At 52.8% G+C, this 16,091-nt stretch carries 13 protein-coding genes; 5 read left to right on the top strand and 8 right to left on the bottom strand.

Annotation, left to right across the window (positions count from 1 at the left end):
* Positions 1-264: 264 nt before the first annotated feature.
* The 7 genes from fabF to C792_RS14160 all read right to left on the bottom strand — a co-directional run bounded on the left by fabF (position 265) and on the right by C792_RS14160 (position 8,819).
* The gene (fabF, locus tag C792_RS0103360) at positions 265-1,506 is read right to left on the bottom strand and encodes a beta-ketoacyl-ACP synthase II (protein ID WP_017548033.1); all 1,242 of its coding nucleotides are present in this window, start codon (positions 1,504-1,506) and stop codon (positions 265-267) included.
* Positions 1,499-2,467, bottom strand: a complete 969-nt coding sequence (locus tag C792_RS0103355) for a beta-ketoacyl-ACP synthase III (protein ID WP_017548032.1) — start codon at positions 2,465-2,467, stop codon at positions 1,499-1,501. Before C792_RS0103355 ends, fabF begins: the two co-directional genes overlap by 8 nt.
* A 117-nt stretch (positions 2,468-2,584) precedes the next feature.
* The gene (locus C792_RS14170; protein WP_017548031.1) at positions 2,585-4,423 is read right to left on the bottom strand and encodes an oligopeptide ABC transporter substrate-binding protein; all 1,839 of its coding nucleotides are present in this window, start codon (positions 4,421-4,423) and stop codon (positions 2,585-2,587) included.
* Positions 4,424-4,734: 311 nt separating this feature from the next.
* Positions 4,735-5,865 (bottom strand): ABC transporter permease, encoded by a 1,131-nt coding sequence (locus tag C792_RS14165; RefSeq protein WP_017548030.1) that lies wholly within the window; start codon positions 5,863-5,865, stop codon positions 4,735-4,737.
* A gap of 14 nt (positions 5,866-5,879) precedes the next feature.
* Positions 5,880-6,842: an ABC transporter permease gene (locus tag C792_RS0103340; protein ID WP_017548029.1), complete on the bottom strand. Its 963-nt coding sequence runs from the start codon at positions 6,840-6,842 to the stop codon at positions 5,880-5,882.
* A 7-nt stretch (positions 6,843-6,849) separates the two neighbouring features.
* The gene (locus tag C792_RS0103335; RefSeq protein WP_017548028.1) at positions 6,850-7,779 is read right to left on the bottom strand and encodes an ATP-binding cassette domain-containing protein; all 930 of its coding nucleotides are present in this window, start codon (positions 7,777-7,779) and stop codon (positions 6,850-6,852) included.
* Entirely contained in the window at positions 7,779-8,819 is a 1,041-nt protein-coding gene (locus C792_RS14160; RefSeq protein WP_017548027.1) for an ABC transporter ATP-binding protein, read from the bottom strand. Before C792_RS14160 ends, C792_RS0103335 begins: the two co-directional genes overlap by 1 nt.
* 490 nt (positions 8,820-9,309) lie before the next feature.
* Between C792_RS14160 and C792_RS0103325 the strand changes: the two genes are divergently transcribed.
* Positions 9,310-9,504 (top strand): DUF2929 family protein, encoded by a 195-nt coding sequence (locus tag C792_RS0103325; RefSeq protein WP_017548026.1) that lies wholly within the window; start codon positions 9,310-9,312, stop codon positions 9,502-9,504.
* A gap of 323 nt (positions 9,505-9,827) precedes the next feature.
* On the opposite strand, the gene C792_RS0103320 is transcribed toward C792_RS0103325, so the two are convergent.
* The gene (locus tag C792_RS0103320; protein WP_017548025.1) at positions 9,828-10,907 is read right to left on the bottom strand and encodes an NAD(P)H-dependent flavin oxidoreductase; all 1,080 of its coding nucleotides are present in this window, start codon (positions 10,905-10,907) and stop codon (positions 9,828-9,830) included.
* 261 nt (positions 10,908-11,168) lie between these two features.
* Here C792_RS0103320 and C792_RS0103315 point away from each other — a divergent pair, with 261 nt between their 5' ends.
* The 4 genes from C792_RS0103315 (at position 11,169) to C792_RS0103300 (ending at position 15,997) form a co-directional block, all read left to right on the top strand.
* A complete protein-coding gene (locus C792_RS0103315) occupies positions 11,169-11,720 on the top strand; it encodes a glycerol-3-phosphate responsive antiterminator (RefSeq protein WP_017548024.1) in 552 nt (183 codons plus the stop codon).
* A gap of 184 nt (positions 11,721-11,904) precedes the next feature.
* Positions 11,905-12,723 (top strand): MIP/aquaporin family protein, encoded by an 819-nt coding sequence (locus C792_RS0103310; RefSeq protein ID WP_017548023.1) that lies wholly within the window; start codon positions 11,905-11,907, stop codon positions 12,721-12,723.
* 32 nt (positions 12,724-12,755) lie between these two features.
* Positions 12,756-14,279 carry a glycerol kinase GlpK gene (glpK, locus tag C792_RS0103305; protein ID WP_017548022.1) on the top strand — a complete coding sequence of 508 codons (1,524 nt, stop codon included), beginning with the start codon at positions 12,756-12,758 and terminating at the stop codon, positions 14,277-14,279.
* A 41-nt stretch (positions 14,280-14,320) separates the two neighbouring features.
* Positions 14,321-15,997 carry a glycerol-3-phosphate dehydrogenase/oxidase gene (locus tag C792_RS0103300; protein ID WP_026090206.1) on the top strand — a complete coding sequence of 559 codons (1,677 nt, stop codon included), beginning with the start codon at positions 14,321-14,323 and terminating at the stop codon, positions 15,995-15,997.
* The last annotated feature ends 94 nt before the right edge of the window (positions 15,998-16,091 follow it).

Genomic DNA, 16,091 nt, shown 5'->3' with positions numbered 1-16,091 from the left:
CTGCGGTGTCCGGTATCCCGCTTTGACGGACACGGCGGATTCTGCGGTGTCCGGTATCCCGCCTTGGCGGACACGGCGGATTCTGCGGTGTCCGGCATCCCGCCTTGGCGGACACGGCGGATCTCGCGGTGGCCGAAATCCCGCTTTGGCGGACACCGCGGGTCTCACGGTGGCCGCCTGATGGCATTACCGGGCGTCTTTCTCATCAGCGCGACCCAAAGGCACCCCCATCCGCCTCAGCGGATGGGGGTGCCTTCATATATATCAGTCTTCGTATTTCTTCAATAATAGTGTAGCATTATGGCCGCCGAAACCGAGGCTGTTCGTGATGGCGTACTTCAGATCGCGCTCGATGGCTCCGTCCGGCACGTAGTTCAGGTCACAGTCGGGATCGGGGTTCTCGAGTCCTATGGTCGGATGGACTTTGCCGTCCCTCAGACTGAACGCGGTGATGATGAGCTCCATGCCGCCACCGCCGCCGAGGAGATGTCCTGTCATGGACTTTGTCGAGTTGACAGCCATTTTGTATGCATGATCGCCAAACACTGTCTTGATCGCCTTTGTCTCGAACAGGTCATTGTACGGTGTACTCGTGCCGTGTCCGTTGACGTAGCCGACTTCATCGGGATCGATGCCGCCGTCTTTCAGCGCTTCCCTCATCGCACGCGCACCGCCTTCGCCATCTTCTGCCGGAGCTGTGATATGGTGCGCATCTCCTGTTGAGCCGTAGCCGACGATCTCAGCATAGATTTTCGCACCGCGTGCTTTGGCATGCTCAAGTTCCTCGAGCATGACGATGCCGGAGCCTTCACCGATTACGAAGCCGTCGCGGTCCGCCGAATACGGGCGGGATGCCTTGCCTGGGTCTTCCGCAGTCGAGAGTGCCTTGTTTGCCTGGAAACCGGCAACCCCCATCCTTGTGATCGGCGCTTCCGTCCCCCCGGTGATCATGGCATCAGCCTGTCCCCTTGCGATGAATTTGAAGGCTTCACCGATCGAGTTCGTGCCTGTCGCACATGCTGTCACCGTTGCACCGTTTGGGCCTTTCGCACCGTGCTTGATGGATACCTGGCCGCTGGCCATATCCGGAATCATCATCGGTACGAAAAACGGACTCACGCGGCGCGGACCGCGCTCGTAAAGTACTTTGAAGCCGTCTTCGAGTGCCTGGATGCCGCCGATTCCGGAACCGATCCATACACCGACGCGCTCAGCATTGTCATCATTTATCTCAAGTCCGCTGTCGGCAACCGCTTCATCCGCCGCCACCATCGCGTATTGGGTGAAGCGGTCCATGCGGCGTGCTTCCTTCTTATCCATGTAATCTTCAATATCGAAATCTTTCAGTTCACCGGCAACATGAATATTGTAATCACTGTTATCAATGCGGGTGATCTTGCCTATACCATTTACACCATTCAGTGCATTCTCCCATGTGTCGGGCGCTGTGTTGCCGATAGGTGTAAGCGCGCCGACCCCTGTAACTACTACTCTTCTTTTATCCATGTGTCTCCTCCTTATTGCTTCCCCAGGTCAGACAGATTGAACCCCAAGTGAGCCCGCCGCCGAAGCCGACTAAAATAAGGTTGTCTCCTGATTTTATTCTACCATTTTTCACGTCGTGATGGATACTAAGTGGTATGGACGCAGCAGAAGTATTGCCGTATTTATCTATCGTCGAACTCATCTTTTCCGGAGGCAGGTCCATGCGCTCGCGCGCCGCATTCATTATGCGTATATTTGCCTGGTGCGGCACGAGGCGGTCGATGTCATCTGTGGACAACCCCGCCTTCTCTGTCGCAATGACACTCGATTCACCCATCTGGCGCACGGCGAATTTGAACACTTCACGGCCATTCATACGGATGTTGCCGCCGTCACTCTCATCACCGTAGAGATATGGTCCGCCCTGTCCGTTGCTGCCGAGATCGAATGATCTTACACCGTATCCCTCTTCCACTTCCCCGAGCACGACCGCCCCGGCTCCGTCACCGAATAAAACTGCCGTTGAACGGTCACTGAAGTCGGTGATTTTGGACAGTTTGTCGGCACCGACGACAAGGACGTGCCTGTACGTCCCTGTCTGGATGAACTGCGCGCCTGTCACGACACCATATATGAAACCGGTGCATGCTGCGAGCTGGTCCATGGACGGGACATTCCGGAGCCCCAGCCGGTCCTGGAGCATCGTTGCGACCGTCGGGAACTGCATGTCCCCGGTGGAAGTGGCGACGATGACAAGGTCTATATCCTCTTTGGCGACGCCGGAATTGTCGATTGCCTCTTTCGCCGCTTCGTATGCAAGATCACTCGTATCCATATCATCGTCGGCAAAACGCCGCTCTTTTATCCCCGTCATCTCTGTGATCCATTCATCGGATGTATCCAGTATCTTTTCGAAGTCTTCGTTCGTAAACACTTTCTCGGGCACATAGGTTCCAAGCCCCAGAACACCTACATTATTCATTTGACCACACCTTATAATCTCATATTATAACTAGGTACTAATTTATCATAAATGGAGAACTTCCACAATAAGAAAAGCACCTATGCAGTTTTGCATAGGTGCTTCCATGAAGTGCGATTACTCGCTTACACCCCACTGGTAAGGGAGTGTCTCTTCATTATGGCCGATTTCGATGCCGTAGTTTACAACCCTTTCGTTCACAGGTTCAACTTCGGATCTGTAGAGTGTCGGAATTACAGGCATCTCCTCAACCATGAGTTCCTGCCATTCGTTGTATATATCCTGCCTTGTCTCAACATCGAGCGCTTCCTCTGAGTTACCTCTTTCCATGAGTTCCGTGCTCTCTTCAGTCGCATAGCGCGGGTAGTTGAATGGTACATCCGGACCATACAGGCCGTATGGATCCACATCGGAACCTACACTCCATGCTCCCTGGTAGATGTCGATTGCTTCATCATCGTTCTCAACCATGTCATAGAATGTGTTGAACTCGATCAATCTGCCGTTTGTCAGCTGTACATTCAGGCCGATTTCTTTCCACGCCTGGATGTAGTAGTTGGTCAGCGGTTCAGCGATGTCACCGCCGGACATGGATGCAAAGTTGATTTCAAGCGGCTCGCCGTCGGGATCTTCACGGAATCCGTCGCCGTCCGTATCTTCGTAGCCGGCTTCATCAAGGATCTGTTTCGCCATTTCAGGATCGTAGTCCGGTACTTCGACATCCTCATTGTGCCATGCTTCATGATACGGTGTAATCAGAGTCGTCGCTTTCCAGCGCAGACCGTTGTAGAAACGGTTGCCGACTGCATCGTTATCCATTGCATGCCACATTGCGCGGCGGAGTTCCTTGTCGCCCATCTTCATCTCATCCGGCTTGTAATCAACGCGGCCTTCCTCTTCGTTCCACTCACCGAGCTTGAATCCGATGTAGGTGTAGGAACCTTCAATGTTTGCAAGCCATTCCACACCTTCCATCTCGGAAACATCCGGGAACTGGTCCGTCGGGAAGTTGATGGCGACATCCGTTTCACCTGTTTCCATGGCATTTGCTATGGAGGACGGTGACACGACTGAAAGTTCAATGCCGTCAAGCTGCGGCTCGCCTCTCCAGTAGTCCTCGAATTTCGTCATGACAACCGCTTCTCCCGGCGTGATGGACTCCACTTTGTAAGGTCCGAAACCGAGCGGATTTTCACGTGTCTCAGGCGCTTCCGCCATATCTGCGATCTCTACCCCTTCGTAATGATGCTCCGGCATGGCGTATGCCCAGACTCCGCCGTTAGTCAGTGAAGGTGCAAGTTCAGTGTACGTGAACACTGCGGTATGGTCATCCACAACTTCGATGCCGGAAATTTCATCCGCTTCCCCCGCCTTGTATTCATTGTACCCTTCGAGCAGCGTGAATCCGTCAGTGGCACCGCGGATGCCCGGGTAGTCAGGATGCCCGATGACTTCATACGCATAAACGTAATCATCGATCGTCATCTCTTCACCGTCATGCCATGTAATGCCTTCCTGCAGAGTGAACGTGATTGTGCTGTCCTCTTCGTTCACTTCATACTGCATTGCCCCGTCATTCGTGTACTGGAAATCCTCGTCCATCGTAAACACAGGCTCGTCGAAGAGACTGATCACCTCGAAGTCCGGATTCCCCTGGTAAAGGTTGAAGTTGAGCGTACCTTCAAACGGAGTATCGGATGTAAGGCCCACTTTCAGAGTGCCTTCCCCAGTCGGTTCTGCATCGTTGGCAACCACTGTATTGTAGTCCTCATAGTTGTAGATATCTTCCCCCGAAGCCGAATCTTCACCGCCTTCAGAGCCTTCTTCGCCGCCTGATTCTCCGGAGCCCTCATCCGATTCTCCTTCTTCGGATGAACCGCCGCCGCATGCAGCAAGCGCCAATACCATGATCAGCGTCATGAAAAACATCAGCTTCGACCACGAATATTTAGTCATAATATTTCCTCCCCTAAAATAATATTTAAACTGATATATATACTTAAGTTCAGCAGTAAACCGAAACTTAGTACCAAAAATTAGTAAATATTATGCCCCTAAGTTGAATATATAATTATGTATATACATAATATTATCACAATTATCTGAAATATCAATCGCTTTTTCAAGAAAATTCAACCAAAAATTGTATTTTTATGGTTTTATTATACATAGAAGTCAACCTTCCGGCAGTTTCATTGAAAGCGATTACAAAAAGTTTTAAAAGCGGAATTCCGTTTCATATTTTATGCCACGGAATTCGCCTGAAATTATGCCTGTCTCTGTCTTGCGTCACCTGCGCGCCGGAGTGCTTCACCGATATTGCGCACACAGAGCATCATCAGCAGGATCAGTACAGCTGCAGGTACCCAGATCCACCATCTGTGCTGGAGTGTCTGCGAGTTCGTCGCATAGGCCATAAGTGTCCCGAGTGACGGATAGTCCTCCGGGAAACCGAAACCGATGAATGACAGTCCGGATTCGATGCCAATGTTCGCAGCCAGTGACAATGTACTGTTGACGATGATGATCCCGATGAGGTTCGGCATCATCTGTGTGAATACTATTTTGAGATGGGAGCTTCCCATCGTCCTCGATGCATTGATGTAATCCAGTTCCTTCTCCTGTATGGCAAGTGAGCGTACAAGCCTTGCTGTACCCGTCCACAGGAATGCCGCCATGATGAGCGAGAAGGTGAAAATATTATAAGATGGTGAAATCGTTACGAAAACGATGATGACCATGAGGAACGGAAGCACCATGAAGAAGTCCACGACACGCATCATCATGTTGTCGATCTGACCGCCGAAGTAGCCGGATACGACCCCGTAGGCGATGCCGAACCCGACGCTCATCGCGGTGACCAGAATACCGATTGCAAGGGAGTTCCTTGTACCGATGATCAGCTGGCCGAATATGTCACGGCCCCCGTAGTCCGTCCCCAGCCTGAAGTCTTCACTCGGCGGCTCGTTGATGGCGAACAGGTCCACCGCGACAATCGTCTGACGGTCAAGGAACATCGTAAGCCCGAAGACGTACGAAGTGATCAGGACGAAGATGATGAGTGAGAACAGTGCAAGCTTATCTGCAATGAGCTCCTGGATCAGGATCCTCCATCCCGGTGTACTTTTCGGCAGATTTTTTGAATCCAGGGCACCATGGCCGGAAGCGCCGTGCGGAATGTCCGCCTTGACGCTCATGTCCATGTCCCCTTTTTCATACCTGTGGGTGTCCCTGCTTCTTGCCTCGAACGGATCGCCGCTTCTCGGCCTGCCGTCGCTTGCCGACGCACGGTCGTCCAGTTCTTCCTGGCGGCGCATACGCTCCTGCTCGCTCACCCCTTCTGAATTTTCCTCTTCATGTTCCCGGCCCAGTCTGCCGTTGTTATCTTTATTATCCATTTTTTCCGCCCCCCTTACTTGATCCGTATCCTTGGATCCACGATGCTCAGAATGATATCGGACAGCAGTGCGCCGACGATTGCCATGAAACCGTAGAACAGGATCAGGATGTTCGCCACACTGAAGTCACGTGTCGATATGGAATCCAGGAACAGCCTGCCCATGCCCGGGTAGCTGTAGATCATTTCTATAAAGATGGAACCGCCGAGCAGTGCCACGATTTCATAACCGAAGAAAGCCGCAATTGGAAGTATGGAATTTCTGAATATGTGCTTGCTGTATACGGAAGACTCCTTCACGCCTTTGGCCCGTGCCAGGACGATGAAATCCTTCTGTTTCGTTTCAATGATGCCGCTTCTGAGATACTGGACCGTACCCACCAGCCCGATCAGGGCAATGGCGAAACTCGGCAGCACCAGGTGATTGATCTTGCTGAGTACGAAGTCGAGTGTCCCCGGTTCTATGCCGGGACCAACGGAACCGCCGGTCGGGAACAAGTCCAGGTTATAGCCGAATACCCACAGGATCACCAGTCCGAAGATGAACTGCGGTGTCGCAAAACCAAGGTATGTATACCCCGTGATCGTCGTATCGAGCAGTGAGTCGTTGTAGCGTCCGGAAACAAGTCCGAGCGGCAGTCCGAGCAGGTATATCAGGACTGTCGAGAACAGTGACAGCCAGATTGTGTTCATAAGCCTGTCACCTATGACATCGAGCACCGGCCGCTGGTGGAAGATCGAGTTCCCGAAATCACCCTGGAACATTGCGAATACCCAGTCCCTGTACTGTATATACCATGGATTGTTGAGACCGAGCGCTTCACGCCTCGCTTCGATCGCCTCTCTCGGAATCGTCGGATCGATCAGACCCGACAGTGCATCCCCGGGCATCATGGAGCCCATGATGAATACGAGGACACTGAGCACGACCAGCTGCGGGAATGTGACCAAGAGACGTCTGATTGTAAATTTCAGCATAAGTTCATCAACCTTTCACCGGAAGCGCAACTCTGTGCGTCTCCGAAATGGATTGCAGCGGGAACGCCCTTCCCTCATCGTCGAGGGATTCTGAGAAGTTCTGGTCATATTCCGTCTTGACCGTCTGCCTCACTTCCAGATTGCGTTCAATTTTATCCACGTTCGTATCAGGGATGGCTGCTATCAGACGCTTCGTATATATGTGCTGGGGATTTGAGAATATATCCTCGGCAGTCCCCTCTTCCACGAGGCGCCCCTGATACATGATACCGATGTGCTGGCACATGTGCCGGACGACACCGAGATCGTGGGCGATGAACATCATCGTAAGGTTCATATCCTTCTGTATCTCCTGCATGAAGTTCAGCACCTGTGCCTGGACGGACACATCCAGTGCAGACACCGGCTCATCGGCAATAATCAGTTTCGGATTAAGCGCAATGGCCCTTGCCACGCCGATCCGCTGGCGCTGCCCGCCTGAAAACTCATGCGGATATTTGTACAGTGCATCCCTCGGGAGTCCTACACGGTCGAGAAGATCGAGCACTTCCTCCGTCAGTTCCCCTTTCGGTTTCCGGTGGTAGTTCCGGATCGGTTCTGCGACGATGTCTAATACACGCTTACGCGCATTGAGCGAAGAGTACGGATCCTGGAAGATCATCTGGATGTCATCGCGGACATCCACTTTCTTACCGGATGCGTTCAGCTTCCGGCCGTCGAACAGTATGTCCCCTGCGGTGATGTGGTTCAATCCCATGACCGCCTTTCCGGTCGTGGTCTTGCCCGAACCGGACTCGCCTACGAGGCCGTACGTCGTTCCTTCCGGGATATTGATGCTCACCCCGTCGACCGCTTTGACATGATCTTTTACCGTATTGAAGAATCCTCCCTTGATCGGATAATGCACTTTAAGGTCCTTTATCTCAAGCAGTGTCATCAGGCTCTACCTCCGCTAAAAGTTTCCCTTGCCGCTTCCACTGAAGCCGCGGCGTCCCCGTCATTGTTCAGATGGAAATTCTTATAGCATGTGCATCTCACAAAGTGGCCCTCTGAAATTTCCCGGAGCTCCGGATTGTCTTCATGCTCCTCTTCAGGCACCCACGGAATGCGCGGTGCGAACCTGCAGCCTGTCCTGTCCATCTTGTCAAGGGGCGGGACGACACCTTCGATTACATGCAGCCTGCTGCCGAGCATGTCTTCGGACGGCAGGGAATTCAGCAGCGAACGCGTGTAGGGATGCTGAGGGTTCTTGAACAACTCACGCACCGGAGCGATTTCCACGACCTGCCCGGCGTACATCACAGCCACCCTGTCGGCCATCTCTGCCACAACACCCAGGTCATGCGTGATCAGGAGCACGCCTGAGCCCAGGTCATTCTGCAGTTCACGGATCAGGTCCAGTATCTGCGCCTGGATTGTCACATCCAGTGCAGTCGTCGGTTCATCGGCAATCAGCAGTTTCGGCCTGTTGGCGATCGCTATCGCGATGACGACACGCTGGCGCATACCGCCGGAGAGTTCGTGCGGGAATGCTTCCGCAACCCGTTCTGGGCGGGGTATCCCCACCCTGTCCAGCAGTTCGACAGCATAGGATTCACGTTCATTCTTCGATTTTTTGCCGTGGAGCTTCAATGTTTCCGTAATCTGCTGCCTTATCTTCATCAGCGGATTCAGGGCGGTCATCGGATCCTGGAAGATCATGGCCATATCCCCGCCGCGTATCTTATTCATCCTGCCTGTACCAAGGGATGTCAGCTCCTTTTCCATGAACTGGACTTCCCCCGTTATGCGGGCCTTCGTATGAAGTCCCATCAGTGAGAACGCCGTGGCACTCTTCCCTGAACCCGACTCTCCCACAAGCGCCAGCACCTCATTCGGTTTGATGCTGAACGACACATGGTCGACCGCCGGATAGTACTCACCCTTGATCTTGAATGAGGTCGTAAGATCATTGACCTCAAGTAACTTATCGGACATTAACAATCACCCATTCTTTCCTTACTCTTAGCAACCCTTTGTTTTGTGCTCCTCTGCGTTTTATGTAAACCGTGATGCCCTCCCCCCGGATGTTTACCGCACCGGACGGTATATAACAGAATTTCACATATGACTGTATAAGCATTAGTTGTAGGACAATTCAAAACAATATATCCTATATATATTGTAGTTCCGGAAGTTGTCGTTTGCAACTCCATTTTTCGAATTGTGACAATACTTAGCATATTTTTCAGAAGTTAAATATACACCATTGCATAGGGCAATTCAATACTTTGGAGGAAATTTTTTCTGACATTTGTAATCGCTTACAAATGAAATCTTTACAGCTCCGGGGTTATAATGTGATTTTGTGAAAATATTATTTTGTTTGCTTTTTCCTTTTATACATCAATCATGCGGATTGCCACTATACATATAAAGCATTTTAAGTTATTATTGATTCATATACTTATGCAGTGGAGGCAGGACCATGAGATACGTTATCAGCTTTATCTGGGCATTCATGCTGACACAGATGGTGAACTTTGTCCTGAACAGCCTTGGCGGCGGCAGCCCTTACATGTTCTGGAGCGGTGTCGCACTGGCGGTACTGATCACGGCAACGATTGCCATCTTTGATGTTATGCTCAAGCACCCGGATGAAGAAAGCGAAACGCAGGCATAACCGCCGATACGTTTTAAACCCGCAGCCAATATTGGCTGCGGGTTTTTCTTTCATTTTTTACATTGAAATATTGAAACTTCAGCGGACGCCGGACAGATTCACAGAATGCCTGGCGGCACAATCCTCCCGGCTGTGATCATATGGATTTTCTTTGCCCGTGAATCACAGCGGGTGCGCTCCCCCTTTTCTGCCGCACCCCTGCCCTGCCGGGAAACACTGGATTAAATTCCGGTTTTCTGATTATAACAATTTCCATTCTAAAATACTTTTCCAGTTAGAAATAAAACCCGGGGAGTGGAAAAGCCTGTCTCCATTACATCTTTCTAAATGTCGTATCCAAGCTCGCCCACTTCCAAAGAGAGGACCTCAATCAGCTCCGCCGCGGGCATATGGCGCGCGTGCTGCTTCCCCTGTCCCGCAAGAAGCATGGCATAATCGGGAGAGCCGGCGTTCTTTGAGGCATCCTGGAACGGCTGCGTCAGGCTGCGCTGCACCGGATAGGCCGTCATTTCATCTTCGAACATGCCGAACTCCGATATGAACCTGTTCTTTACAGCACGCGCCTGCCGGCCGGTGAACAATTTCGTCAGTACAGCGGGGATGTCTGCCGATTCCGTCAGTATTCTTTTATGGAGCGGATGCGCACCGCTCTCAAGGGCTGCGAGAAAAGCGGTACCCATCTGCACGCCTTCTGAGCCGAGGATACCGGCGGACACGATTCCCCTGCCCGTCATGATGCCGCCGGCTGCAATGACGGGGATATCCATGCGTTTCACGCTCTCAGATATGAGGGGCATGAGCCCGGTCAGGCTGTCTTCGGTCGTGCCGGGGTGCGCCCCGCGGTGGCCGCCGGCTTCAGCACCCTGGAGGATGACTGCATCCAGGCCGGCGGCCGCGATATCCGCCGCCTCCGCTGCCGTCGTTGCGGTCGCAAGTGTCACGATGCCATACGACTTCAAACGGCTGAGCTGATCCGCATCCGGTATACCGAAGATGAAGGAGACGACCGGGACCCCCTCCTCTACGACCACATCCAGCTGCCTGTCGAATTTTTCACGGACGTCTCCCGGTGCGGCCGGCGTGACGGGACCCTGTTCCAGTCCAAATGCATCATACGCCGGCCGGAGCAGGCGGAAGGCATTTTCGATGTCACTGTCCGTGACTTCAAAGTTCCGCGGAATGAAGAGGTTGACGCCGAAGTTCCTGCCTGTCCTCCCCCTCGTTTCACGTATCAGGCTGCGCAGATCATCCGGTGCCAGACTGCCGCCGGCGATCATACCGAGGCCGCCGGCAGCCGACACTTCAGCCACGAGATCCGGTGTCGTGATGCCGCCTGCCATCGGTGCCTGTATGATTGCCCGGTCCACCCCGAGCAGCTCCCTTACCCTTTTCGATTCCAACATGAATCCCTCCTGAAATATGTATCACGTTTAGTGGTCCTACCAATTCCTTCTATTATAATACATTGATACATGATAAACGATTGAACCACAATACAGACCTGATCCGCCCGGGCCCGCATTCCGGTTTGGCTCTGGTCTTCTTCCATAAACCCTATACCCCAACTGACACGTTTCTATACACTTTTTTGGACCGACTATACAAAATGCGCCGCTTCCTCTATCATGACTAGTACTATAATAAAATACGAATGGAGCAACACTATGGTTAAAATACTGCCGGCTGTACGGTCGATGAAGGATTTCGAAAAACTCACAGGGAGCGGATACAGGGAGTGCGTCGTCCTGGACATCCATATAGGACATCTGGAGAGCCACATATCCTTCATGAAGCAACACGGATTTGAAGTCTATCTGCACCTTGATCTGATCAGGGGATTGTCCACTGACATCGCCGCCCTCGAATACATCCACCAGCGTTTCAGGCCCACGGGCATCATCACGACACGCGGCAGGCTGATCAAAAAAGCCAACAGCCTCGGGCTCAGGACGGTCCTCCGCATATTCGTCATCGATTCCTCTGCAATCGAAAAGAGCATCGAACTCGTCAGGCAGACGGAGCCGGACCTCATTGAAATCCTGCCGGGGGTCGTCCCCAAAGTCATCCACCTCTTCAATCGTGAAGTGGATGCAGATGTGATTGCCGGCGGCCTGATCGAAACGGAGGACGAAGTCCGGAATGCGATTTCCGCCGGCGCGAAGTTCGTGACGACCTCCAACCGGGAGCTGTGGTTCAGCCAACAGGCGGATGAATAAAATATACGCTTCTGGAAATACACGGATAAAACAAGTTGACAGCGTTATCAAAATGGTATAAATTAGAAAGTAAGTTGATAGGACACGGAGATTTAGAGCCCGCATTTATAGCTGTACATAGCTATGAGTGTGGGCTTTTTTAAGTTTTATCGGCGCATTCAATCAAACAAAGGAGTGATTTGCAATGAATATTTACCTTGCAGAATTCGTTGGTACGGCCATCCTGACCCTGTTCGGGTGCGGTGTCGTTGCCAACGTCAACCTGAAGGGGTCCCTCGCCAAAGGATCCGACTGGGTAGTCGTCGCGTTCGGCTGGGGATTTGCTGTTACATTTGCCGTCTACGCCATCGGACAGTTTTCAGGGGCGCATATCAACCCGGCTGTCACACTCGGCTTTGCAGTCGCGGGTGATTTCGAATGGGCGAAAGTGATCCCGTACATTATTGCACAGATTTCAGGCGGCTTCCTTGGTGCCGCCATCGTCTGGCTGCACTTCATGCCACATTTCAAAGCTGAGGAGGATGAAGGGACGAAACTCGGGGTTTTCTCCACAGCACCGTCATACCCGAACTATGTTTCCAACTTCGCCAGTGAGATCATCGGTACGTTCATCCTGGTGATGGGCCTCCTCTTCATCGGGGCGAATGAATTCACCGAAGGGCTGAACCCGCTCATCGTCGGTTTCCTCATTACAGCGATCGGTCTCTCCCTCGGTGGTACTACGGGATATGCGATCAATCCGGCCCGTGACTTCGGCCCGCGGCTCGCGCATTTCTTCCTGCCGATACCCGGCAAGGGCATTTCCAACTTCAAATATGCAGTCGTGCCTTTCGTCGGCCCGCTGACAGGCGGAGCACTCGGTGCTGCTGTCTACAACGTTGTATTCACCGGAAAATCAGACATATTCCTGATTGTCACCATTGCCGCCACCGTTTTAGTTCTGTTGCTCGGGGTATTCCTAAATAAGAGCGTTCTTAAGGAAGATACATCGAAACTCATGTAACACATATCAATTTGAAAAGGGGAATGAAATCCATGGAAAAGTATATCATGTCAATCGATCAGGGAACGACGAGTTCCCGTGCCATACTCTTTGACCATGACAGCAATATCGTGGCGGACAGCCAGAGGGAGTTCAGACAGTACTTCCCTGAATCCGGCTGGGTGGAGCACAACGCCAACGAAATCTGGAGCTCTGTACTTGCCGTCATCGCCGGCGCCCTGACAGAGAATGATATTTCTGCAGAGCAGGTTGAAGCCATCGGCATCACGAATCAGCGTGAAACGACGGTTGTATGGGACAAGAACACCGGGAAACCTGTCTATAACGCGATTGTCTGGCAGTCGAGGCAGACAGCTGATATTTGTGAAGAATTGAAAAGCAGGGGCTACGAAGATGTTTTCCGCAAAAAGACAGGCCTGCTGCTCGACCCTTATTTCGCGGGGACGAAAGTGAAATGGATCCTCGACAATGTAGACGGTGCACGGGAAAAGGCGGAAAACGGCGAACTGCTCTTCGGCACCATCGATACATGGCTCATCTGGCGCTTCACCGAGGGCAAAGCCCATGTCACGGATTACACGAACGCGAGCCGTACACTCATGTACAATATCCATGATCTGGAATGGGACGACGAACTGCTCGACAAGCTAGATGTGCCAAAATCCATGCTGCCGGAAGTGAAGTCCTCCAGTGAAGTATACGGGGAAACGACACAGTCCCACTTCTTCGGACGCAACGTGCCGATCGCCGGCGTCGCAGGCGACCAGCAGGCGGCACTGTTCGGTCAGACATGCTTCAATGAAGGTGATGCGAAGAACACGTACGGCACCGGCTGCTTCCTGCTCATGAACACCGGAACAGAAGCGATCACCAGTGATAACGGTCTGCTCACGACCATCGCCTACGGCATGGACGGCGAAGTGAAATACGCTCTCGAAGGTTCCATCTTCGTTGCCGGATCCGCCATCCAGTGGCTGCGTGACGGCCTGCGCATGTTCTCATCTTCTCCAAAATCCGAGGAATATGCCAGCCGGGTCGATTCGACTGACGGCGTCTACGTTGTGCCGGCCTTTACAGGCCTTGGCGCCCCCTACTGGGATTCCGAGGCGCGCGGTGCCGTATTCGGCCTGAGCCGCGGCACTGAAAAGGAGCATTTCGTCAGGGCGACGCTCGAATCCCTCGCCTATCAGACGAAGGATGTACTGGATGCCATGCAGAAGGACTCAGGCATCAGCCTTGAAACACTCCGGGTCGACGGCGGCGCAGTGGCCAATGACTTCCTGATGCAATTCCAGGCTGATCTGCTCAATACGAAAGTCGAACGGCCCGAGGTCATCGAAACCACCGCACTCGGCTCTGCATATCTCGCAGGACTCGCCGTCGGCTTCTGGAAGTCCACCGATGAGCTGAAGCGTGTCAGCGACACTGATACGGAGTTCAAACCGGAAATGGAGGATGCCCGCCGCGGGGAACTCTACGATGGCTGGCAGGCTGCCGTCGGCGCCACGCAGGCATTCAAACCCAAAACGAAACACACTGAAGACGAAAACCAATAAAGGACTGGTGCCCTTTATTGTCCAAAAATATTAGGAGGGACATCATGCTGAACACATTAACCAGGAAAGATCAGCTTAAGCATATGCAGGAAGTGGATTACGATATCGTTGTCATCGGAGGGGGCATCACCGGTGCCGGGATTGCCCTTGATGCATCGAAGCGCGGGATGAAGGTTGCGCTGGTCGAGATGCAGGACTTCGCCGAGGGGACGAGCAGTAGAAGTACGAAGCTTGTACACGGGGGGCTGCGCTACCTGAAGCAGTTCCAGGTCGGCGTGGTGCGTGAGACCGGCCTTGAGCGTGCGATCGTCTATGAGAACGGACCGCACGTGACGACGCCTGAATGGATGCTGCTGCCTTTCCATAAGGGGGGCACTTTCGGCCACTTCACGACAAGCATCGGCCTGCGTGTGTACGATATGCTTGCAGAGGTGAAGAAAAACGAACGCCGCCGCATGCTGTCGATTGATCAGGTGCTTGAAAAAGAGCCGCTGGTCAGGCGTGATGGTCTCAAGGGCGGCGGCTACTATGTGGAATACAAGACGGATGATGCGCGCATGACGATTGAAGTGATGAAGCGGGCTGCCGAATTCGGCGCCGATCCGGTGAACCATGTAAAGGCCAGCGCCTTCGTCTATGATAAAGGGAAGATCGTCGGCATCCGTGCCGAGGACCAGCTGGACGGTGAGGAGTACCAGCTGCTCGGCAGGCGTGTCATAAACGCTACGGGACCGTGGGTTGATGATGTCCGTTCGCACGATCCTGAAGCGAAGAAAGGCAAAAAGCAGCTCCAGCTTTCAAAAGGGGTCCATATCGTGTTCGACCATAATGACTTCCCGCTCGGCCAGGCGGTCTATTTCGATGCGGAATCCGACGGCCGCATGATCTTCGCCATACCGCGCAGCGGCAAGACATATGTCGGTACGACGGACACTTTCTACAACGGGGATGAAAAAGAGATGCCGTCTGTGACATCAGAAGACCGCCATTACCTTCTGGATGCGGCTAATCACATGTTCCCCGGCCTCGACCTCACCGACAGCAGCATCGAGTCCACATGGGCCGGTTTCAGGCCGCTGATCCTTGAGGAAGGCAAGGATCCGTCGGATATTTCCAGAAAGGACGAGATCTGGGAGGCGGACAGCAACCTGATTACTATCGCAGGCGGCAAACTGACCGGCTACCGCCACATGGCAGAAGAGATCGTGGATCTCGTCACCAGGCGCCTAGAATCCGACTATGGGCTGAAATTCAAGCCGAGTGATACGAAACATCAGCCGATTTCAGGCGGTGACGTCGGCGGCAGTGAAAAATTCGAAGCGTACGTCCAGCAGATGGCGGACCGTGCCCCATCGTTCGGCCTCACAAAAGAGGACGGACGTGAGATTGCGCAAAAATACGGCAGCAACACAGATAAGATATTTGAAATCGCCGGCAACCTTAATGATGCGGCATCTGAGCGTTACGGTCTGCCGCCTGCCGTCCAAGCACAGGTACTCTACTCCATCCAGCATGAGATGGTGTATAAGCCGACGGACTATTTCGTGAGAAGGAGCAGCGACATGTACTTCTCCATCGATAAAGTCAACCAGTACCGCGATGGCGTCATTGGACTGATGAACAGCATACTCGGCTGGGATGAAGAGACGCGTCTCCGGTATGAAGCGGAACTTGACCGCTCCTACCTTGAAGCGACCCGGCCCGTCGTGGAAAAATAGAATGATCCGATCCATATCCCGTACTTCTTTTGTGAGGTGCGGGATATTTTCCTGCGAAAATATGGTGTATTTATACAACTTTTTTATTAGAGTG

This window comes from Salinicoccus carnicancri Crm (assembly GCF_000330705.1).
Taxonomy (GTDB): domain Bacteria; phylum Bacillota; class Bacilli; order Staphylococcales; family Salinicoccaceae; genus Salinicoccus; species Salinicoccus carnicancri.
This window is presented reverse-complemented; position numbering and strand designations above follow the sequence as displayed.